This is a genomic window from Streptomyces sp. NPDC002817 (assembly GCF_053592055.1).
On the sequence record NZ_JBSFUY010000006.1, the window covers coordinates 131,023 to 150,768 of the forward strand.

Here is a 19,746-nt window from a genome sequence, read left to right on the forward strand (position 1 = left end):
AGAACCGCCAGGGAGAGGCCAGAGCATGAGCACCAGCACCGCCGTCGTCAACCCCGTCCTGCGTGTCGCCCCCGCGGCTCCGGCCGAGGCCGCCGCCTACTTCCGTGCGAGCCTCGTCTTCCACGCCGACGTGTCCGACGTCGCCGCCGCCCTCGCCGCCGACGGCGACCCCGGCTTCGTCGTCCTCGACTCCCGTTCCACCGAGGCCTGGGACCAGGGACACATCCCGGGCGCCGTCCACCTGCCGACCGCGCTCGTCCCCGAGCAGGCCGAGCGGCTCCTCGACAGGAACGTGCCGGTCGTGACGTACTGCTGGGGCCCGGGCTGCAACGGCGCCACCCGCTCGGCCCTCGCCCTCGCCGAACTCGGCTACCAGGTCAAGGAGATGCTCGGAGGCTTCGAGTACTGGGCGCGCGAGGGCTTCGAGTTCGAGACCTGGGAGGGCGCGGAGCGCCGGGACGCCGACCCGCTGACGGCGCCGGTGGGCGCGGAGAGCTGCGGGTGCTGAGGCTGGCGCTCCGCCGGAGGGTCATGTTGCTGGGCCTGGCGTTACGCCGTGGGTCCGTGCTGCTGAACCGGACGCTTCGTGGAGCGACGCCATAGCTGAATCCGATGTTCCGTTTTTTGGTATCCGCCGACATGAGCTGTCATGCACGCGGTAGATTCCGCGCCATGGTGCGATACGCGGAGCCGGGCGCGGCGGAGTGGGTCGAGTCGGGCGGCGGGCCGCTGATAGCGGTGCCGGAGACGGTGCTTCCGTTCTGGGCGGGCGCCGACGGCGACGAACTGGCCTCGGACTACGACCGGGCCTGCGAGGTGGACGGATACGTCGGGCTGCTGCCCGTCGGGGACAGCGCGGCGCTCGTGCTCGGCGACGAGCCCGCCTCCACCACGTATCTGCCGGACCACGGCATCTTCGTACGGTGGTCCGCGGGGGAGTCCGAGGAGCGGCTGCTGGCCGAGGTGCCGGCAGCGCTCGACAGCGCCGTGTGGGGGCCCGAGGTCGCCTGGAACGTGCCAGGGCCGGTGCTGCTGTTCGACGCCGCGTGGCCCGGGAACGACTCGCTGCGCACCGATCACGTGTGGATCGCGCTGGACCCCGGCCGTTACGCGGTGCGTGCGGCGCATGTGCGGCCCGGTCCGGAGACCTGGCTGGGACTCGTACAACTGAGGCCCCTGGCCAACGGATAACCACGTGCGCCCCAGGGGCGCCCTGACCATCATGGTCCTCCATGCCCCGACTCCCGCACCCCGCCCCCGAAGACCTCCGCCGTGACCCCCTGCCCCTGCGCGGTCGCACCGCCCTGGTCACCGGCGCCAGCAGACGCGGCGGCATCGGGCACGCGGTCGCCCGACGGCTGGCCGCGTACGGCGCGAGCGTCTATCTGCACCACCATGTGCCGCACGACGCCGCCCAGCCGTGGGGCGCCGACCGCCCCGAGGACGTCCTGGCCTCCGTGCGCGCGGCACTGGGCGATCCGCGGGCCCGGGTCGAAGCGGGCCCCGGTGACCTGTCCGACCCGGCCGCACCCGCCGAACTGATCGACACCGCCGTCTCCGCGCTCGGCGGCCGCCTCGACATCCTGGTCGCCAACCACGCCCTCAGCGGCAGTGACGGCACCCTCGACGAGATCGACGCGACCATGCTCGACGCGCACTGGGCGGTCGACACCCGCTCGGTGCTGCTGCTCGTGCAGGCCTACGCCCGGCACCGCTCGGACACCCCGGGCGGCCGGATCGTGATGATGACATCCGGCCAGGACATCGCCGGCGGCATGCCGGGCGAGATCGCCTACGCCCTCCAGAAGGGCGCCCTGGCCTCCGTCACCCGCTCGCTGTCGACCGCCCTCGTTGCCGACATGATCACCATCAACACCGTCAACCCCGGCCCCGTGGACACCGATTACCTGACCGGCGAGGTGTACGAGGCCGTCGCGGCCCGCTTCCCCGCTGGCCGCTGGGGCATGCCGGACGATCCCGCCCGCCTCATCGCCTGGCTGGCGACGGACGAGGCGGGCTGGGTCACCGGGCAGGTGATCGACTCGGAGGGCGGATTCCGGCGCTGACTCCGAGCGGGTTCCCGCACGGGCTCAGAGCGCGGAGAGCTCGTCCACCAGGTCGTCGAGGCCGAGGGAGCCCTGCGAGAGCGCCGCCATGTGCCACGCCTTGAGGTCGAAGGCGTCGCCTTGGCGGCGCTGCGCGTTCTCCCGGCCCAGCAGCCAGGCCCGCTCGCCCAGCTTGTAGCCGATCGCCTGCCCCGGGATCGTCAGATAGCGGGTCAGCTCGCTCTCCACGAAGTCCGCAGGACGGCTGCTGTGCGCCCCGAAGAACTCCTGCGCCAGATCCGGGGTCCACCGCTCGCCCGGGTGGAACGGCGAGTCGGCCGGGATCTCCAGCTCCAGATGCATCCCGATGTCCACGATGACCCGCGCGGCCCGCATCATCTGCGCGTCGAGATAGCCGAGCCGCTGCTCCGCGTCCGTGAGGAACCCGAGCTCGTCCATCAGCCGTTCCGCGTACAGCGCCCAGCCCTCGGCGTTGGCACTGACGATGCCGACCGTGGCCTGGTAACGGGAGAGGCTGTCGGCGACGTGCACCCACTGCGCGAGCTGGAGGTGATGGCCCGGGACGCCCTCGTGGTACCAGGTCGACACCAGGTCGTACGCCGGGAAGCGGGTCTGGCCCATCGTCGGCAGCCAGGTGCGGCCCGGGCGCGAGAAGTCCTCCGACGGGGGCGTGTAGTACGGGGCCGCCGCGCCGCCGGGCGGCGCGATGCAGGACTCCACCTTCCGTACCCGCTCGGCCAGTTCGAAGTGGGTGCCGTCCAGCGACTCGATCGCCTGGGTCATCAGAGCCTGGAGCCAGTCCCGGACCTCGTCGACGCCCTCGATGTGCTTGCCGTGCTCGTCGAGGTGTGCGAGCGCCGCCCACGGCGTCTCGGCGCCGGGGAGGATCTTCTCGGCCTCCTTCTTCATCTCACCGAGCAGCCGGTGGTACTCGGACCAGCCGTACGCGTACGCCTCGTCCAGGTCGAGGTCCGTGCCGTTGAAGTAACGCGACCAGTGGGCGTAGCGCTCACGGCCCACCGTGTTCGGCGCGCCCTCGATCGCCGGCACGTACACGTCCCGCATCCAGTCCCGCAGCTCGGCCACGGAGGCGGTCGCGGCGCGGGCGGCCTCGTCGAGATCGGCGCGCAGGGCCTCGGGACCGTCCGCCGCGAAGTCCTCGAACCAGCCGCGGCCCTCACCCGTGTCCGCCCACTCGGTGAGCTGCTCGACGAAGGTGGCCGTGGGGCGCGGGGACGCGTACAGCTTGCGTTCCAGACCGAGCGCGAGGGACTCGCGGTACCCGGCGTACGCGGCCGGCACGGCCCGCAGCCGCTCGGCGATCGCCGCCCAGTCCTCCTCGCTCTGGTTCGGCGTCACGGTGAACACCTCGCGCACCGAATGCGCCGCCGTCGCCATGTTGCCGACCGAGCGCAGCCCCTCGTCCGCCTGGTGCACGGCGAGCTCCGCGGTCAGCCGCTCGCGCAGCAGCCGGGCGCAGCGGCGCTCGATGTCACTGTCCGCACCGGGCTGCCGTTCGGCCTCGTCGAGCCTGGCGAGCGTGGCCCGCTGCAACTGCGCGAGCGCCTCCTGGCCCGCCGGCGAGGTGTCGGGCAGCCTGCTCGAACTCTCCTTCACGCCGAGGTACGTACCGGTGATCGGATCGAGGGCGATGAGGTCGTCGACGTAGGTGTCGGCGACCTCACGGGGCAGCGGGCTCTTGGTCTCTGACATGCGGTCCATCCTCATACGAGGGGCCGCGCACGTCACGCGGATTGAGCCGAGGGCGTAGGCGGCAGCAGCGGTCCGCAGTCCCACTGCTGGAAGATCAGCCGCGTCTCCACCCGGGCCACTTCACGATGAGCGGTGAACTCGTCCAGGACCAGCCGCTGCAGATCCGTCATGTCCGCCACCGCGACATGGACCAGATAGTCGTCCGGGCCGGTCAGATGGAAAACGGTCCGCGACTCCGGCAGCGCCCGGATGCGCTCCACGAACGGCCCCACCAACTCCCGCCGATGCGGCCTGACCTGCACGGACAGCAGCGCTTCCAGGCCGCGCCCCAGCTTCGTCGGGTCCAGCCGCAGCTGATGGCCGAGGATCACGCCGGCGCGCCGCAGCCGGGTCACCCGGTCCAGACAGGTCGACGCCGCGACCCCCACCTGGGCGGCGAGGTCGCGATAGGTGGTCCGGGCGTCGTTCTGCAGCAGCCGCAGAAGATGAAGGTCCACCGGATCCAGTACGACAGATTCGGCCATTGGCCGAACGTAGCACGGTGTTCGAATCCATTACCCCGGTCGGTGTTCACCCTTGCCCGCATGGAGACGACGCCTGTGCCCATGAGAGCCCTGGCCACCGAAGCCGTTCACGCCGGCCGCGACGACCTCGCCCGGCAGGGACTGCACGCCCCGCCCATCGATCTGTCGACCACCTACCCCTCGTACGACAGCCGAGGCGAGGCCGCCCGTATCGACGCCTTCGCCACCACCGGCGCCGACCCGGACGGCCCGCCCGTCTACGGCCGTCTGGGCAACCCGACCGTCGCCCGCTTCGAGACGGCCCTGGCCCGTCTGGAGGGCACCGGGTCCGCGGTGGCCTTCGCCAGCGGTATGGCCGCGCTGAGCGCGGTACTTCTCGTACGGGCCTCCCTCGGCCTGCGCCATGTCGTCGCCGTCCGCCCCCTGTACGGCTGCAGCGACCACCTGCTCACCGCCGGACTCCTCGGCTCCGAGGTGACCTGGACCGACCCGGCGGGCATCGCGGACGCGCTGCGCCCCGACACCGGCCTGGTCATGGTGGAGTCCCCGGCGAACCCCACACTGGCCGAGGTGGATCTGCGGGCGGTGGCCCATGCCTGCGGCTCGGTCCCGCTGCTCGCGGACAACACCTTCGCCACGCCCGTGCTCCAGCGCCCCGTGGAGCAGGGCGCACGGTTGGTGCTGCACAGCGCCACCAAGTACCTCGGCGGGCACGGTGACGTGATGGCGGGGGTGGTGGCCTGTGACGAGGAGTTCGCCGGACGGCTGCGGCAGGTCCGTTTCGCCACGGGGGGCGTACTGCACCCGCTGGCCGGATATCTGCTGCTGCGGGGCCTCTCCACCCTGCCGGTCCGCGTCCGCGCCGCCTCCGCCAACGCCGCCGAACTGGCCCGCCGCCTCGCCGCCGACCCCCGGATCGCCCGGGTCCACTACCCGCGCATCGGCGGCGCGATGATCGCCTTCGAGGTCCACGGCGACCCGCACGAGGTGATCGCGGGCGTCCGCCTGATCACCCCGGCGGTGAGCCTGGGCAGCGTGGACACATTGATCCAGCACCCGGCGTCCATCAGCCACCGCATCGTGAACGAGGGCGACCGACGGAACGCGGGGGTGAGCGACGGCCTGCTGCGCATGTCGGTAGGCCTGGAGGACGTGGAGGACCTCTGGACGGATCTGAACAACGCGCTGGGCAGGACGCCGCTCAGGGGTGCGGGGAACTGCGCGACCAGCCACGACACACCCGCAGTCGCCAGCGCTTCCTAGGCCCTACGGCGCTTCGGCGCTCGAAACCTCCATGGCCCCCTCGACCAGGGCGGCGACCCCGTCCAGCCGCGCAGTGATCACCAGGGTCCCCTCCTCGATCTGATAGTCGAGGGGGAGCCCCAGCCCTCGCATCGCCGCGACCATCCCCGTGTTGGACGCCTGCGTCACGGCGTACACACTCTCGCACCCGGCCTCAAGAGCCATCCCCACCAACCTGCGGAGCAACTCCGCACCGATACCGCGCCGCTGCCACTCGTCCTCGACCAGCAGCGCGACCTCCGTCTCGTCCCCGTCCCACAGCAGATGACCCAGGCCGACCAGCCGACCCGACGTCGTCTGAACGGCCACGGTCCGACCGAAGCGCGGACTGAGCAGGTGGTTCAAGTACCGGTCCGCGTCGGCCATCGGCCCGTGATACCGCAGCGACAACGTCCGCTGCGAGCAGCGCTCGTGCATCGCCTTCGCCGCTTCCAGGTCGCCGACGTCGGCCCGGCGCACGGTGATGTCGTTGCCCTCGGGCAGCGTCAGTACGTCCTCGCTGCGAGGCACCCGGGGTCCGAGCACCGCGTCCAGCTCCACCAGGGCCCGCGCCCGCGCGAACTCGGTCGGGGTGAACGGCAGATAGGGCCGCTCCACGGTGATCACTCCGCCTTCCGGCGCCCGCAGCCTCATCACGGTGTCCTCGAGCGCGCCCTCGGTGGGCACGGTCTCGGGCCCCGCACCCGCGGGTGACTGCCGGATCGTGCACCGGCCCAGCAACTGCCGCAGCGTCAGCGGAAGTTCCGCCGCGTCCAGCGCGGTACGGGTCGCGAGGCCGAGCACCCGGGTCGGTGCGTCGACCAGGTCATGGGCGTCGGCCCGCTCGATCCAGGTACCGGCACCGCCGGCCAGCGAGACCGCCCGGGTGATGGCGGACGCCTCGAGCGCACCGGGCGCCCGCAGCAGGAACTCGTCCACCGTGCCCTCGGCCAGCGGATGCGTCTGCAGGCTGAGGATGTCGACCCGGTGACCGGCGAGCGCCGTGCACAGCGCGGCCAGCGATCCCGGCTCGTCCTTCACCGTCGTCCGCATCCGCCACAGCGTGCTCGCCCCGGCCTCGGCCGGTGACTGCTCGGACGGCCCGGCCTGCTCCGGGGGGAGCGGCCGGGCGTCGGTATCGGTATCACCGACCGGCGGTGCGTGACCGTGGTGTCGTGCCCACCATGTGTGGAACGCCGCCGTGGCGACCAGCGCGACCGCCGAGATCAACAGCAGCACCGGACCGTCGGGGCCGTGTCCGACCAGATTCGCGACGGCGTCCGCCACCGCGACCGCGGTGAAGAGTGCGGCGAGTTCGATGACGTCCCGCCGCCAGTGGTGGACCGGACGACCATGCCTCGCACGCGTCACATCAGACATTTCTCGTTTCATACAGCCACTGTGAAGGAACGGTGTTGCGTGATCACGAACGCTTTGTGACCGGGCGGTAAAGACTAGATATGCACCATTTGTGGCTGTTCTTACGTTTGTGTTGCGGCAGACGGTGCATGGGGGTGAACGTCAAGCGGCCACCTCCAGAGCCAGCGCGCTGTGCAACCGCCGGGCCTGCGTGACCAGTCGGGACGAGCCACGCCGGTCCGCGGTCCGTGCCAGATGCGGCAGCTCCCCCCGTGCCCCGGACCGCTCGGCGCACTCCGCGGCCACGGCGAGCAGTTCACCGAGGCCCCGGACCTTCGCTGCCTGGCCGTCCGGCCCGCCGGTGGCGAGGTCGGCGAGCAGCACGGGCAGGGTGTGCCGCAGCAGCCCCCAGATGGTGGCGTTCGCCCCGGTCGCCGCCGCCGCTCGCACCGACTCCGTCAGCCGCAACGGCTTCACGGCCCCGCGACGCACCAGCTGCCCGAGGTCCGCGCCCAGCAGAGATGTGTCGAGCTGGCCCCGCGCCGCGAGCACCAGCAGGGCGTCCACGGTGGCGAGTCGATCCTCCTCGTGCCGGGCCCCGAGCCCGTACGCCAGGCACAGATGCACGGCGTCACCCGCCTCGCCGCCGGACTCGGCGAGCAGCGGAAGTATGGCGGCGGCTCCTCGGGTGTCGTCGACGGCGACCGTCGAGATGTCGCGCAGGACGCGGGCCGCGATGAGTTCGCGGTGCTCGGGGAGCAGGGCGAGCCAGTGCTGACGAGGGGTGTCGTCCCAGTGGTAGCAGTGCCAGCGGTCCTTGTACACACTCACCGGCCGGCCCAGGTGACGGAACTCGCGGCCGAAGTCGTCCTGCAGCTCCGGGAGTTCACCGAGCTCGACCAGTAGGCGCGCTCCCGCGGTCCGCCGCCGGTACGTGGGCAGCGCCGGCGGCCCCGAGGCGAGCCACCGGGCCAGGCGCTTCCCCTGCGACGTGCCGAGCCCTGCCGCCTTCTCGGCCGCCGCCGCGGCTGCCGACTCGTCGGTGCGGCGCACGCGGAGCAGGGCGTGGTCGAAGTCCGCCGCCGACACCCGCGCACCGAGGCGCCGGTACTCGTCGAGGCGGGCCACCAGCTCGTCGGGCTCCAGCAGACCCGTGCTCCAGGTGGGTGCGGACAGCAGGAAGGGCAGCGGCTCGGTGGCGATCCGGTACGCGACCTCCGCGACGCGGGCGTTGAAGGCCTGAGCCAACGGGCTGTGTACGCAGGCGTGCGCCGACGTCCCGTGCTGGACCGCGGCGTGGAGCGTGTCTGTACGCACCTTGCCCAGCAGCGTCGCCAGCACCACTTCGAGGGAGGACAGACGGCCGCCGAAGGCGTACTGCCGCTCATGCCCGGGGTCGCCGACGACCCACCACAGGCGTGCCACCACCGGGCCGAGCGCCTCGATCAGGGACTCCCGGTCCTGGTGGGCATGGCGCACGAGCCCGTCCAGGGTCCGCTCGAACGTCGCCACATCCCCTCCGGACGCCAGCCACGCCCCGACCTCTTCGGCGAGTTCGGCGGCCGACTCGGGCGCAGGCGCGACGCGCACCGGCTCCGGGACCGGTGGCAGCACCTCCTCGTGGACCACGGTCTGCGGTGCCGCCGGTGCGGTACCCAGCATGGCGACCGCCCGGGCGCGCAACGCCGGGATCAACTGCTCCGCCGCGCCGCCCAGTTCCTCCCGCACCGCGGCGCCGGCCTTCCCGACATGCCGTTCGACCAGCTTCAGCGCCCGCTCCTGCACATCCGAGTCCTCGTGCCCGAACGCCTGGGCGGCGGCCGGCAGCAGCTCGTCGACCGCGCCGGCGTCCCGCGCGAGTGCCTTGCCCAGCAGGACGAGCTGGGCCCGCACCAGCTTCTTCTCCGTACGGAACAGCACCGCGCCCGACATCTCGGCGAGCCGGCGCACGGGCAGGCCGCCGTCCTGGGCCAGCGCGCCCAGCACCGACTGTGCGTGCGACGCGACGGTCGACGTGGCGTCCGCGGCGAGGGCGAGCCAGTCCGCCGTCCGTTCGCGCTCTTCGTCGCGAGTGAGGTCCAGTGTCCTGAGGAGGCGGAGGAACACCCGGTGATCGGCGGGCCGGCCGCCCCGCAGGAGCCGGGCGACACACGCGTCGACCATCGTCCGCCGGTCGAGCGTGCCCTCGGCCGTGAGCCCGGCCAGAGCCTCGGTCCAGCTGTTCGGCCCGTCACCGGACAACCACCCCAGCAGGGAGCCCATGTCGTCCGTCTCGAAGACGGCCGCCACCAGCTGCGCGAGATGCGGCTCCCGACGCAGGCGGTCCTGCACGGTGCCCTCGCGATGCCAGGTGGTGCCGATGTGGAGCAGCCAGCCCCGGACGTACGCGTCCGTCGTCGGCACCGGACAGCCCGAGAGTCGCACCAGGCCGGACATCAGCTCGTACGCCACATCGGCACCGGCCGGACGCTGTGCCAGCCGGTGCGCCACGTCCGCCAGCCATGCGGGATCACGGTCGCCCAGCACATCGATCAGCACCGCCGGCTGCGCCTGCCACCAGCTCATGTCGGAGGCCCCGAGCCAGCTCGCCACCGCCGCCGCACCGGTCTGGCAGGCCGCGCCCGCCACGTGCAGGGCGGGGTGCGCACGCCGCGTGGCCGCGCCCCAGCGATCCGCCCGGAGCTCCTTGCGCAGCTCCTTCAACTCGGGGAAGACCGCCCGCCGTTCCGCGTCCGTCATGCCGTCCAGCAGACCCAGCACCTCGGCCGTCCGCCCGCCCCGCACCGCATCGATGAGCTCGCTCATCGCACACCCCCGTCGACCCGAACCGTCTCCTGCCCCACCGCGGCACCCCGCCGCACCATGCGCACCGCCAGCGCGTGCTTGCACGGCCCGCGCCCGCCCCGGTACTTCGCCCACCACAGACAACTGCAGCTGAGCACCCCCGCCTCGTCCCGCACCCGGTGCACATGCCCGTCCTCGGCCGTGACCGTGCCGCCCGTGCCGCCCGTGCCGCCCGTGCCGCCCGTGCCGTCCAGGGCGACCGCGCCCGCCGCCACCAGCGCCCGGGCCGACCGCAGCCGCGGGTTGTGGCGCTCCACGCGCTCGGCGTCGTAGGGCAGCTCCCGGTGGAAGTAGGCCGCCTCCGCGGTGTCGTACCCGACGCGCCCCGAGGTGCCCAGGCGGACCAGGGCCGCCCGGACCCGGTCGGCCGTGAGTCCCGCCGAGGCGGCGAGATCGGCGATGTCGACGCGGGGCTCCCATGCCAGGAGCACCGAGATCAGCTCGGCGTCCTCCGCGGCCTCGTCGGTGGCCAGCGCGTCGAGGACACCGCCCTCCCCGGAGAAGCCGCGTGAGGCGTCGGGCGACAGCGTCAGGGTGAGCCGCATGCCCGGCAGGACGGCCTCCCAGGCGCCGGCCGTGGCGGCGCTGCCGGAGCCCGGGGCGACCGACGGGCCGTACACCCGCAGGGCCGTGGCGTGCCTCAGCACCCGCTGGAGCGCGACCAGCCGCTCCGGCCCCGGCAGGCACACCGCTCCCGGCACCGCGCGGGTGGTCGGCCGCAGCGTGCCGCCCGCCGGCACCACCCAACGCGGGGTGCCGCGCCCTCCGCCGCGAGGCAGCGCCCGCAGGAAACGCACGGCCTCGGTGGCGGGCAGCTCGGCCCGCAGGTCGAAGCCCGCCGCGATCACCTGGGCCTCCGCGAAGCCGCGCAGCCAGCGGTCGGGGAGGGGCACCTTCTTCTCCACGACCGGGCCTTCGAGCGTGGTCACGGCCAGCTCCTCGGGGCCGACCCGCAGATGGAGCGGGTCGTCCGCGCCGATCCGCGAGAGCGCCTCGCGCAGCGGGTTGTTGACGTCGACGTTCGTCGTGCCGTGCCCCACCTCTCCGCCGTCCAGGCCCGGCGCCAGCACGTCGAGGCGGGCGTAGACCCCGCCGCAGCCGGAGAAGGACTCGAAGCGCAGCCGGTCGCCGTTGCCCGTCACCACCGGGTCCAGCGAGGCGCGCAGCTGCGGCTGGAAGTAGCGCGCGGCCGCGACGTCGGCCACCGCGAGCAGTCCGGCGGAGGCCACCTGAGGAGACGTCAGGAAGCCCGCGAAGAACCGTGGATGGTCCTCGGCGCCCGAGGGCGTCGCACCCCGTGAGGTCTCGAGCCCCAGGCGCTGTGAGCCCGCTGCGGACTCCAGTACGGAGGGTCGGCGATAGGCCACGGCCTGCAGAGATCGCGTCATGGAAAAACCGTAGAGGCGACCACTGACAATCGACCCTGACCTGCGAAAACACCCTGGGTGAGGGGGAGTTCGCAGGGCCACCGGCCGGGAAAACACGCAGGCCGCGCACCGGGGGATGACGCCGGGACGCGGCCCGCCTACGAGAGTACGGGAGTCACTGGCCCACGCGGCCCGGTTGGAGCACCTGTGTGAACAGCACGGTGCCGTCCGACTCCCGCAGCCGGACCGTCAGCTCCCCGCTGCCGCCGTCGATGTCGACCTCGCCGAAGAACTGGTAGCCGCCGGCGGGCGAGACGTTCGCGGTCGGCGGCGCCTTGACGAACACCCGCTCCGGGCCGAAGGTGCCGTCCAGCGTGTTGGCCTGGAAGGCGCCGGCGTTGAGCGGCCCGGACACGAACTCCCAGAACGGCTCGAAGTCGGTGAAGGCGGCCCGGGACGGCTGGTAGTGCTGGGCCGAGGTGTAGTGGACGTCGGCGGTCAGCCACACCGTGCCGGTGATCCGCCGGTGCTTGATGAACCGCAGCAGCTCCGCGATCTGCAGCTCACGCCCGAGCGGCGCGCCCGGGTCGCCCTGGGCGACGGCCTCGATGTTGGGCTTGCCGTCCGTGCCGTCGGGCACGACCAGACCGAGCGGCATGTCCGAGGCGATCACCTTCCAGACCGCCCGGGAGCGTGCCAGTTCCCGCTTGAGCCAGGCCAGCTGCTCGGCGCCGAGGATGCCCTGCGCGTCGGTGGCCTGGTCGTCCGGCGAGTTGGCGTTGCGGTAGGTGCGCATGTCCAGCACGAACACGTCGAGCAGCGGGCCGTGGTTGACCACCCGGTACACCCGGCCGTCGGGGCGGCGCAGGGTCGAGATCGGGAAGTACTCGGAGAACGCCCGCCGGGCGCGCGCGGCCAGCACGTCGATGTTCTTCTCGGTGTAGCGGGAGTCGGCGAGGATCTCGCCGGGGAACCAGTTGTTGGTCACCTCGTGGTCGTCCCACTGGACGATCGAGGGGACCTGGGCGTTGAACCGCCGGAGGTTGTCGTCGAGCAGGTTGTAGCGGAAGTTTCCGCGGAACTCGGCCAGCGTCTCGGCGACCTTGGACTTCTCCTCTGTGGTGACGTTCCGCCAGGTGCTGCCGTCGGGCAGGGTGACGGACGCCGAGAGCGGACCGTCGGCGTAGATGTTGTCGCCGCTGCAGACGAAGAAGTCGGGGTCCAGGGCGGCCATCGCGTCATAGATCCGGTATCCGCCGAGGTCCGGGTTGATGCCCCAGCCCTGCCCGGCCAGATCGCCCGACCAGACGAAACGCACGCCGTCGCGCCTCCTGGCCGAGGCCGTGCGGAACGTGCCGGCGACCGGCTCACCGGTACGGCGCGGGTCGTCGGGGTCGGCCAGCAGTACGCGGTAGTGGATCTGCTCGCCGGGCGGGAGGCCGTGCAGCCGGGTCGTGCCGGTGAAGTCGGTGTCCGCGCCGAGCAGCGGGCCGTGCCAGCGGCGCGGGTGGCGGAACGACTCGGTCGCGGACGTCTCGACGATCATGCGCGCCGGACGGTCGGACCGCACCCACACCAGCCCCGAGTCCGAGGTCACGTCGCCCGTCTGTACACCCCACCCCGCCTCGGGGCGCCCGGACAGGGCGAACGCCGGTGCCGAACCGGCAGCGGCGGGCAGGGCCAGGGCCGCCGACGCGACCAGGGAGCCGCGCAGGACGGTGCGGCGGTCGGGGAGCGGACGATGTGACATGGATGCGCCTCCAAGGACGGGATCCGGCCAGTGTGCGATGCCACAACTACTCGTGCGCCGCAGCGCACACGCAAACCACAAGTGAACAACTGACCGCGGGCGTAAGGGAACCGGTGTGCGATTCGCGGACACGGCGAGGTACGGCGTCCCTCACCCGGAGCCCGCCTCGGCCATCAGCCGTACGCCCGAACGGATCCGCGCGGGGGACAGATGCGCGTATCCGACCACGAGCCGGGTCTCCGCCGAGCCCTCGGCACGCGCGTGCGTGCAGTCCGACAGCGGACGGACCGCCACCCCGGCCGCGGCAACGCGCGCGAGGAAACGCTCCTCGGGCCCGTAGCGTTCCGGCAGCGTGGCGATGACGTGCAGCCCCGCGGCGATCCCGGACACCTTCGCGCCGGGGAAGCACTCCTCCAGAGCGGCTACGAGTGCGTCGCGCCGCTCGCGGTAGGCGCGCTGGCAGCGGCGCAGCTGACGGTCGTAGTCGCCGCGCTCCACGAAACGGGCGAACAGCGCCTGGTCGAGGGTGGGATGGCCGAGGTCCATGGTCCGTTTGCGCTCGATCACCTCGTCGGCGAGCGACTCCGGTACGAGCAGCCAGCCCAGCCGCAGCCCCGGGGCGAGCGACTTGCTGACGGAGCCCGCGTAGGCCACACGGTCGGGATCGAGACCTTGGAGCGCGCCGACCGGGGCGCGGTCGTAGCGGAAGTCGCCGTCGTAGTCGTCCTCCAGGACGAACCCGTCCACGGACCGTGCCCAGTCGAGCAGTTCGGCACGGCGGCGCGCGGAGTACGCGATCCCGGTGGGGTACTGGTGGGCGGGCGTCGTCACGACGGCCCGCACGCCCGACGCGCGCAGGGGCTCGATGGCCAGCCCGCCCTCGTCCAGCGGCACGGGCACCGCGGTGACGCCCGCCGCGGCGTACAGGCCGTCGTGCTGCGGACTGCCGGGATCCTCAACGCCAACCTCGCGCAGCCCGCGCGCGTGGAGGGCGAAGCCGAGCAGGGTCGACGCCTGGGCCACCCCGGACACCACCACGATCCGCTCCGGGTCGGCCACCACCCCACGGCGGCGGGCGAGGAGTTCGGCCAAGGCGGTGCGCAGCCGGGGCAGCCCGCGCGGATCGGGGTAGCCGAGCTCGTGGTGCGGCAGCTCCGCGAGCACCCCGCGCTGTGCCGCGGCCCAGGCGGCGCGCGGGAACAGGGACAGGTCGGGCGTCCCGGGCACGAAGTCCGCGCGGGCGCCGGGGGGACGCGGCGCGAGATCACGCGCGCGTGGCTCGGCGGAACGCACGGCACCGCCCACCCAGGTCCCCGCCCCCCGCCCGCTGCGCAGATACCCCTCCGCCGTCAGCTGCTCGTACGCCTCCGTCACGAGCCCGCGCGACACACCGAGGTCACCGGCCAGGTCCCGGCTCGACGGCAACCGGGTCCCCGGCGGCAGCCTCCCCGATCGGACCGCCGCCCGCAGCGCCGCCTGCAACGAACGTCCACGCGCGCGTGCGGGTGTGGAGCCGAGAGGGAGCAACAACTCCCAGGCAGCGGAGCCGACCCGATCACCCGAGGCGAGGGGCGCCCTCCGATCGCCGGACGCGGAGCCTGCCGGCTCCTTCGGCGCGGACGCCCCCTGATCGCCCGCCGCGGAGCCTGCCCGCTCCGCCGGCGCGGACGCCCCCCGATTGCCCGACGCGGAGCCGGTCCCGTCCTTCGGCGCGGGCGTCCTCCGACCGCCGGGCGCGGAGCCGATCCGATCCTCCGGCGCAGAGCCCGCCCCCTCGCCCGACGTCCTGGCTCGCTTCCGATTGGTCTCCGATGACGTCATGGGAATGGACCTTAATGCGGGCCAACCCGCTCCCTAGCGTCGTTGCCATGAACGCCACCACCACCCGCGGAGTGCTCCTCGCCGCGTTCGCCTGCGTCCTCGTCGGCGCGTCCTTCACCGCCAACAGCGTCCTGGGCGACTACCCGTACGCGGGCGGCCAGTTCCTGCGTTACGGCCTCGCCTGCCTGCTGCTCGTGCCGTTGGTGGGGCGCGGCGCGGCGGCCCGGCTGCGGACACTCGCGCCCCGGCAATGGGCCCGCCTCGCGCTGCTCGCGGCCGTCGGCATGGTCGGCTTCAACATGGCCGTCATCGCGGCGGAACGTACGGCCGAGCCCGCCGTCCCCGGCGTCCTCGTCGGCTGCGCGCCGGTCGTGGTGGCTGTTGTCGTGCCCCTCCTCGACGGACGCCGCCCCCAACGTGCCGTCCTGTACGGGGCGTTGCTCGTGGCCCTGGGCGCCTTCACGGCCCAGGGCTGGGGGCGGACGGACGGCGCGGGCCTGGCGTTCTCCGTGTGCGCGCTGGCCGGAGAGGTCGGTTTCGCGGTTCTCGCCGTGCCCGTGCTGCGGCCCTTGGGGCCACGGCTGCTGTCGGCGACGGTGTGCGGGATCGCCGCGCTCGAGTCCCTGGCGACCGGACTGGTCGTGGACGGCACGGCGTGGCTGCGCCCGCCCGACCGGACCGAGGCCGCCGCGCTGCTGTGGCAGGCGGCGGTCGTCACGGTCGTCGGGTTCGTGTGCTGGTACATGGGCATGCAGCGGATCGGCGCGGAACGCGCCACGCTGTTCTCCGGTCTCATCCCGGTCGCCGCCGCCTGCACCGCCCCGCTCGTCGGAACGGGCTCCTACGGCGTCGCCCAGGCCGTCGGCAGCGCCGTCGTCGGTGCCGGAGTCGCCCTCGGGGCCCGCGCGTCGAACAGGTCAGCGGCTGCCGTCGAGGATGACGCGCGCGACGAGCGCCGGGTCGTCGTTCATCGGGCAGTGGCCGCAGCCGGGCAGCCGCACGAGGCGGGCCTTGGGGATGATCTGCTTGGCGCGGACCCCCTGCCGGCGCAGGAGCAGACGGTCCTTGCTGCCCCAGGCCACGGTGACCGGAACACCGGGGATGTCGTCGACGAACTGCACGGAGCCACCCGCGCGGAGGGTCTCGGCGAAGCCGGTCGCGTTCACCAGCGCGAGCGTCTCGGCGACGACGGCCTCGGGTGAACGGCGGGCCGGGCGGGCGTAGATGGTGCTGGTGAGCGCGGTGCGGCCGGCCGCCGAGCGGGACAGACGCTCGACCATCGGCCGGGGCATCCGCAGGGCTATGCCGCGCATCGTGAGCAGCACGGCGAAGGCGTAACGCCGCTCCGCCTCCGACCAGAACCCCGCCGGGGAGAGGGCGGTGACGGACCGTACGAGCTTCTCCCGGCCCAGTTCCAGGGCGAGCAGGCCGCCGAGCGAGTTGCCCGCGACATGGGGCCGGTCGAGCTCCAACGCCTCACAGAAGGCGCCGAACACGGCGGTCGTGGTGGCGAGGTCGTAGGTGAGTCCGTCCGGCAGTCCCGGGGACGCCCCGAAGCCGGGCAGATCCACGGCGATGACCTCGCGCTCGGTCGCCAGGATGTCCACGACCGGGTCCCAGGCCTGGCGGTGGTGGCCGATGCCGTGCAACAGGAGCAGGGGTTCGCCGCTGCCCACGCGCGCGTAGTCGACGGTCACGGTCCGTGGGCCGTGCGGGGAAGGGACCTTGAACGAGACGGTGGCGGCCATGTACGTGTGCTCCTCGTCTGGGACTCGCAGCCGGACGGCGTGTAGACAGCTTGTCAGCAATTGCTACCGGCGGGTAGCCCCCTTCGTGGGGCACGTGCCGGACTTGCCTGGACAGCACGCGGGACGTCGGCTGGGATGGTGTCATGAGCACCGACACCGTGACCGACGTATTCGAAGAGCACCGACCTGTTCTGGTGGGCGTCGCCTACCGCATGTTGGGGCGGGTGGCCGACGCGGAGGACGTGGTCCAGGAGGCCTGGCTGCGCTGGTCCGGCGCGGACCGCAGCGAGGTGCGCGAACCGCGCGGCTATCTGGTGCGTGTCACGACCCGCCTGGCCATCGACCGGCTGCGCCAGGTCCAGGCGCGCAACGAGACGTATGTCGGCCCATGGCTGCCGGAGCCGTACGTCACGGACTTCGGTGACATGGTCCCGGACACCGCGGAGCGCGCCGTCCTCGCCGACTCGGTCTCCCTCGCCGTCCTTGTCGTCATGGAGTCCCTTTCGCCGCTGGAGCGGGCGGTGTTCGTGCTGAGGGAGGCCTTCGGCTACCCGTACGCGGAGATCGCCGCCATGCTCGACCGCGGTGAAGCGGCGGTGCGTCAGCTCTCCGGGCGGGCCCGCAAGCACGTAGAGGAACGGCGGCCCCGCTACGACGTCGACCCTGTCCAGCGCCGGGATCTCACCGAGCGTTTCCTCGCCGCAGCCGCGGAGGGCGACCTCCAGGGGCTCATGTCGATGCTGGCCCCCGACGTCCGCCTCGTCGGTGACAGCGGCGGCAAGTCCAGGGCGCCGCTGCGTGTCATCGAGACGGCGGACAAGGTGGGCCGTTTCCTCGTCGGCGCCGCACGCAAGGGCGTCCCGGACATGTCCTTCCGCTTCCTGGAGCTCAACGGCGGCCCCGCGTTGCTGCTCCTGTCGGGCGACAAGCCCGACTCGGTCTTCCAGCTGGACGTCGTCGACGGCCGGATCCAGTCGGTCTACGTCGTACGCAACCCCGACAAACTGCAGTCGCTCGCCGCGTAGCCAACTCCAGCGCGAAGCCCCCGTCCCGCGACGGGGGCTTTGTCGTCATCAAGGATTGGTCTTGACCAAGGGTGGGGGCCGCCCTATGGTCGCAGAGAAGTGAAACAACCTTTAATAAACAAGGGCGCTAAAACGCCGCCGGACCACGGCGATTGCGGAGGACAGGGTGGGGACCACGCAGCTGGAAACGGTGCCGGAACCGAAATATTGGCATCTCAAGACCGTGCTCACTGAGGCGCTGGACTCCGAGTTCTCGGTGGGGGAGATCCTGCCCAACGAGCGCGACCTCGCCGCCCGGTTCGGCGTCGCGCGCGCCACGCTCCGTCAGGCACTGGAGCAACTCGAGCTGGAAGGCCGGCTGCAGCGCCGCCGCGGGGTCGGTACGACCGTCGCCCCGCCCCGCGTGGGTGTCGCCGTCGGCACGGAACAGCATGTCTGGCCGGGCACGGCCCCGGACGCCTGGCAGTCCGTCGACAGCACGCTGGAGGTCCCGTCGGCAGCCGTCGCCGGGACACTGGAAACCGGCCACGACGAAGCCGTGCACATCGTCCGCCGCTCCCGTATGACGCACGGCCAGCCCGTCGCCGCGGAACTGCTCTACATCCCGCAGTCCTCGGTGCCCGACCTCTCCGCCATAGACGCCCCGTCAGGTGCGGCACGCGCGCGTGCCGTGCTGCGCGAGCTGCAGCGCCTGGGGCTGGAGGGTCAGGACAGCGCCGTGGAACTGGGCTCGGCCCGCGCCGACGACGCCAAGCAGCTGGACCGGCTGCCCGGGGCGCCCGTCCTCGTGGTGACGACCCGCTTCTTCTCGCAGGGCCGCACCGCCGCGTTGTCCGTCGCCACGTACCGCGCCGACACCTGCCGGCTGACCTTCGGTGACTCCGGCGGCGTGGAGATCCACGAGGACCCGGAGCGCCGGGCGTCCTGACCGCCGCAGCGCCCGACGCCTCGCGCCCCGGAGCGACTCCGGGGCGCGAGGCGTTTCAGCGACAGCGGCAACATGAGCAGCAGCCCCTCAACGTCGCGCCGTCACCGTGCCCTCCACCGCGAAGAGTTGCTCCTCCACATGGTCCAGCGCCAGCCGCAGCGCCCCCGTCGCCACGGCGGCCTCGCCGAGGAGCGACAGCGTCACCTTCGGCGGCCGCAGACAGTAGCGCGCCAACTCCAGCCGCAGCGGCTCCAGTACGTCGACAAGGCCGGTCGCCCAGCCGCCGATGACGACCAGTTCGGGGTCGAGGGCGAGGGAGAGGGCGGCCACGTCGTGGACGAGCCGCTGGATGAAACGGTCGACGGCCGCCCGGGCCCGCTGGTCTCCCTCGCGTGCCTGCGCGAAGACCTCGGCGACCGCCTGCTCGTCGAGCGGGTGCAGCGGCTCGTCCGTGGTGGACAGCAGCTTCTCCGGCGTCACCTCGCGTCCGAGCAGATGCAGCGCGCCGATCTCGCCCGCCGCCCCGCCGTACCCCCGGTGCAGCCGCCCGCCGATCAGCGCACCCGCGCCCGGACTCAGCCCCGCCAGCACGAACACGACGTCGTCGGACTCGGTGGCGGCACCCTTCCAGTGCTCGGCGACCGCCGCGGCGTTGGCGTCGTTCTCCACCAGGACCGGGCACTTGAAGGAACGGCTCAGCCGCTCACCGAGGCGCAGCCCCGTCCACTGGGGCAGCGCGGCGCACAGCCGCACGGTGCCGTCCGCCTCGACGATCCCGGGCGAGGCGACCCCCACCGCCCGCAGCGACTCGCGTGCGACGCCGGCCCGGCGCAGCAGCTCGGCCACCGCGGTGCGCAGCCGCTCCAGGCGCTCGTCGGCCGACGCCGTCTCCGAGACGTCCTTGGCGACGGCACCGAGCACCCGGCCGTCCAGGTCCGAAAGGAGCGCGGCGACCCGGTGGGGCCCGATGTCGAGGCCCAGCAGATGCCCGGCCTCGGCCCGGAACCTGAACCGTCGCGCGGGTCGCCCCTGCCGTCGTACGACACTCTCGTCGGCCGCCTTCTCGACGACGTACCCCGCCTCGATGAGCCCCTCGACCACGCCCTCGACGGTCGGCCGGGACAGGCCGGTCACCCGCGTGATCTCGGTCAGCGTCGCGCAGTCCGTGGCGCGCAGCGCGTGCAGCACCACCGCGGAATTGATCCTTCGCAGCAGCGAGGGATCCCCGCCGGTCAGCCGCCCCAACGTCCGTCCTCCCAGCTCGTGCGCGTGTTGGCCGGATCGTACTCGTAGGGACGGAGCCGGGCGAGTGCGGGGACC

Annotated in this window: 15 protein-coding genes and 1 pseudogene; 7 read left to right on the forward strand and 9 right to left on the reverse strand. The window is 72.8% G+C overall.

The features are described 5' to 3' along the window. Positions 1-25 precede the first annotated feature (25 nt). From ACWD3I_RS14085 to ACWD3I_RS14095, 3 genes are all read left to right on the forward strand, one after another. Positions 26-508 (forward strand): rhodanese-like domain-containing protein, encoded by a 483-nt coding sequence (locus tag ACWD3I_RS14085; protein WP_365412778.1) that lies wholly within the window; start codon positions 26-28, stop codon positions 506-508. A 164-nt stretch (positions 509-672) separates the two neighbouring features. Further along, positions 673-1,191, forward strand: coding sequence for an immunity 21 family protein (locus tag ACWD3I_RS14090; RefSeq protein ID WP_365412780.1), 519 nt, complete (start codon positions 673-675; stop codon positions 1,189-1,191). 41 nt (positions 1,192-1,232) lie between these two features. Next, the gene (locus ACWD3I_RS14095; protein WP_365412782.1) at positions 1,233-2,066 is read left to right on the forward strand and encodes an SDR family oxidoreductase; all 834 of its coding nucleotides are present in this window, start codon (positions 1,233-1,235) and stop codon (positions 2,064-2,066) included. Between the two features lie 24 nt (positions 2,067-2,090). On the opposite strand, the gene ACWD3I_RS14100 is transcribed toward ACWD3I_RS14095, so the two are convergent. Both ACWD3I_RS14100 and ACWD3I_RS14105 read right to left on the reverse strand, forming a co-directional pair. After that, the gene (locus ACWD3I_RS14100) at positions 2,091-3,779 is read right to left on the reverse strand and encodes a DUF885 domain-containing protein (protein WP_365412784.1); all 1,689 of its coding nucleotides are present in this window, start codon (positions 3,777-3,779) and stop codon (positions 2,091-2,093) included. Positions 3,780-3,811: 32 nt separating this feature from the next. Continuing rightward, on the reverse strand, positions 3,812-4,303 hold the full coding sequence (locus tag ACWD3I_RS14105; RefSeq protein WP_307033663.1) for an Lrp/AsnC family transcriptional regulator: 492 nt from the start codon (positions 4,301-4,303) through the stop codon (positions 3,812-3,814). 60 nt (positions 4,304-4,363) lie between these two features. Between ACWD3I_RS14105 and ACWD3I_RS14110 the strand changes: the two genes are divergently transcribed. Beyond that, complete coding sequence (locus ACWD3I_RS14110; protein ID WP_365412786.1) at positions 4,364-5,566, forward strand: trans-sulfuration enzyme family protein; 1,203 nt, start codon at positions 4,364-4,366, stop codon at positions 5,564-5,566. 3 nt (positions 5,567-5,569) lie between these two features. On the opposite strand, the gene ACWD3I_RS14115 is transcribed toward ACWD3I_RS14110, so the two are convergent. From ACWD3I_RS14115 to pdxR, 5 genes are all read right to left on the reverse strand, one after another. Further along, on the reverse strand, positions 5,570-6,964 hold the full coding sequence (locus ACWD3I_RS14115) for a GNAT family N-acetyltransferase (RefSeq protein ID WP_365412788.1): 1,395 nt from the start codon (positions 6,962-6,964) through the stop codon (positions 5,570-5,572). Between the two features lie 141 nt (positions 6,965-7,105). Continuing rightward, complete coding sequence (locus ACWD3I_RS14120; RefSeq protein WP_451084093.1) at positions 7,106-9,748, reverse strand: DUF7824 domain-containing protein; 2,643 nt, start codon at positions 9,746-9,748, stop codon at positions 7,106-7,108. Further along, complete coding sequence (locus tag ACWD3I_RS14125; protein WP_365405707.1) at positions 9,745-11,175, reverse strand: SWIM zinc finger family protein; 1,431 nt, start codon at positions 11,173-11,175, stop codon at positions 9,745-9,747. The genes ACWD3I_RS14120 and ACWD3I_RS14125 overlap by 4 nt, the downstream gene beginning before the upstream one ends. A 154-nt stretch (positions 11,176-11,329) precedes the next feature. Continuing rightward, on the reverse strand, positions 11,330-12,904 hold the full coding sequence (locus tag ACWD3I_RS14130) for an alkaline phosphatase D family protein (protein ID WP_365405710.1): 1,575 nt from the start codon (positions 12,902-12,904) through the stop codon (positions 11,330-11,332). A 150-nt stretch (positions 12,905-13,054) separates the two neighbouring features. After that, on the reverse strand, positions 13,055-14,434 hold the full coding sequence (gene pdxR, locus ACWD3I_RS14135) for a MocR-like pyridoxine biosynthesis transcription factor PdxR (protein WP_365405712.1): 1,380 nt from the start codon (positions 14,432-14,434) through the stop codon (positions 13,055-13,057). Positions 14,435-14,772: 338 nt separating this feature from the next. On the opposite strand from pdxR, the pseudogene ACWD3I_RS14140 reads away from it, so the two are divergent. Next, positions 14,773-15,561: pseudogene (locus tag ACWD3I_RS14140) on the forward strand (DMT family transporter); the annotation flags it as partial. A gap of 81 nt (positions 15,562-15,642) precedes the next feature. On the opposite strand, the gene ACWD3I_RS14145 reads toward ACWD3I_RS14140, so the two are convergent. Continuing rightward, on the reverse strand, positions 15,643-16,473 hold the full coding sequence (locus ACWD3I_RS14145) for an alpha/beta fold hydrolase (RefSeq protein ID WP_266832571.1): 831 nt from the start codon (positions 16,471-16,473) through the stop codon (positions 15,643-15,645). Between the two features lie 143 nt (positions 16,474-16,616). On the opposite strand from ACWD3I_RS14145, the gene ACWD3I_RS14150 reads away from it, so the two are divergent. Both ACWD3I_RS14150 and ACWD3I_RS14155 read left to right on the forward strand, forming a co-directional pair. Then, a complete protein-coding gene (locus tag ACWD3I_RS14150; protein ID WP_365405717.1) occupies positions 16,617-17,498 on the forward strand; it encodes an RNA polymerase sigma-70 factor in 882 nt (293 codons plus the stop codon). 166 nt (positions 17,499-17,664) lie between these two features. Then, a complete protein-coding gene (locus ACWD3I_RS14155; protein ID WP_365405720.1) occupies positions 17,665-18,426 on the forward strand; it encodes a GntR family transcriptional regulator in 762 nt (253 codons plus the stop codon). Between the two features lie 87 nt (positions 18,427-18,513). Here the strand turns inward: ACWD3I_RS14155 and ACWD3I_RS14160 are convergent, their stop codons facing one another. After that, entirely contained in the window at positions 18,514-19,671 is a 1,158-nt protein-coding gene (locus ACWD3I_RS14160) for an ROK family protein (protein ID WP_266895450.1), read from the reverse strand. Positions 19,672-19,746: the final 75 nt, after the last annotated feature.

Bases quoted from the DNA above. Each gene is read 5' to 3' on its own strand.
- ACWD3I_RS14085 (WP_365412778.1), top strand. From the start codon at position 26: ATGAGCACCAGCACCGCCGTCGTCAACCCCGTCCTGCGTGTCGCCCCC.
- ACWD3I_RS14090 (WP_365412780.1), top strand. From the start codon at position 673: ATGGTGCGATACGCGGAGCCGGGCGCGGCGGAGTGGGTCGAGTCGGGC.
- ACWD3I_RS14095 (WP_365412782.1), top strand. From the start codon at position 1,233: ATGCCCCGACTCCCGCACCCCGCCCCCGAAGACCTCCGCCGTGACCCC.
- ACWD3I_RS14100 (WP_365412784.1), bottom strand. From the start codon at position 3,779: ATGTCAGAGACCAAGAGCCCGCTGCCCCGTGAGGTCGCCGACACCTAC.
- ACWD3I_RS14105 (WP_307033663.1), bottom strand. From the start codon at position 4,303: ATGGCCGAATCTGTCGTACTGGATCCGGTGGACCTTCATCTTCTGCGG.
- ACWD3I_RS14110 (WP_365412786.1), top strand. From the start codon at position 4,364: ATGGAGACGACGCCTGTGCCCATGAGAGCCCTGGCCACCGAAGCCGTT.
- ACWD3I_RS14115 (WP_365412788.1), bottom strand. From the start codon at position 6,964: ATGTCTGATGTGACGCGTGCGAGGCATGGTCGTCCGGTCCACCACTGG.
- ACWD3I_RS14120 (WP_451084093.1), bottom strand. From the start codon at position 9,748: ATGAGCGAGCTCATCGATGCGGTGCGGGGCGGGCGGACGGCCGAGGTG.
- ACWD3I_RS14125 (WP_365405707.1), bottom strand. From the start codon at position 11,175: ATGACGCGATCTCTGCAGGCCGTGGCCTATCGCCGACCCTCCGTACTG.
- ACWD3I_RS14130 (WP_365405710.1), bottom strand. From the start codon at position 12,904: ATGTCACATCGTCCGCTCCCCGACCGCCGCACCGTCCTGCGCGGCTCC.
- ACWD3I_RS14145 (WP_266832571.1), bottom strand. From the start codon at position 16,473: ATGGCCGCCACCGTCTCGTTCAAGGTCCCTTCCCCGCACGGCCCACGG.
- ACWD3I_RS14150 (WP_365405717.1), top strand. From the start codon at position 16,617: ATGAGCACCGACACCGTGACCGACGTATTCGAAGAGCACCGACCTGTT.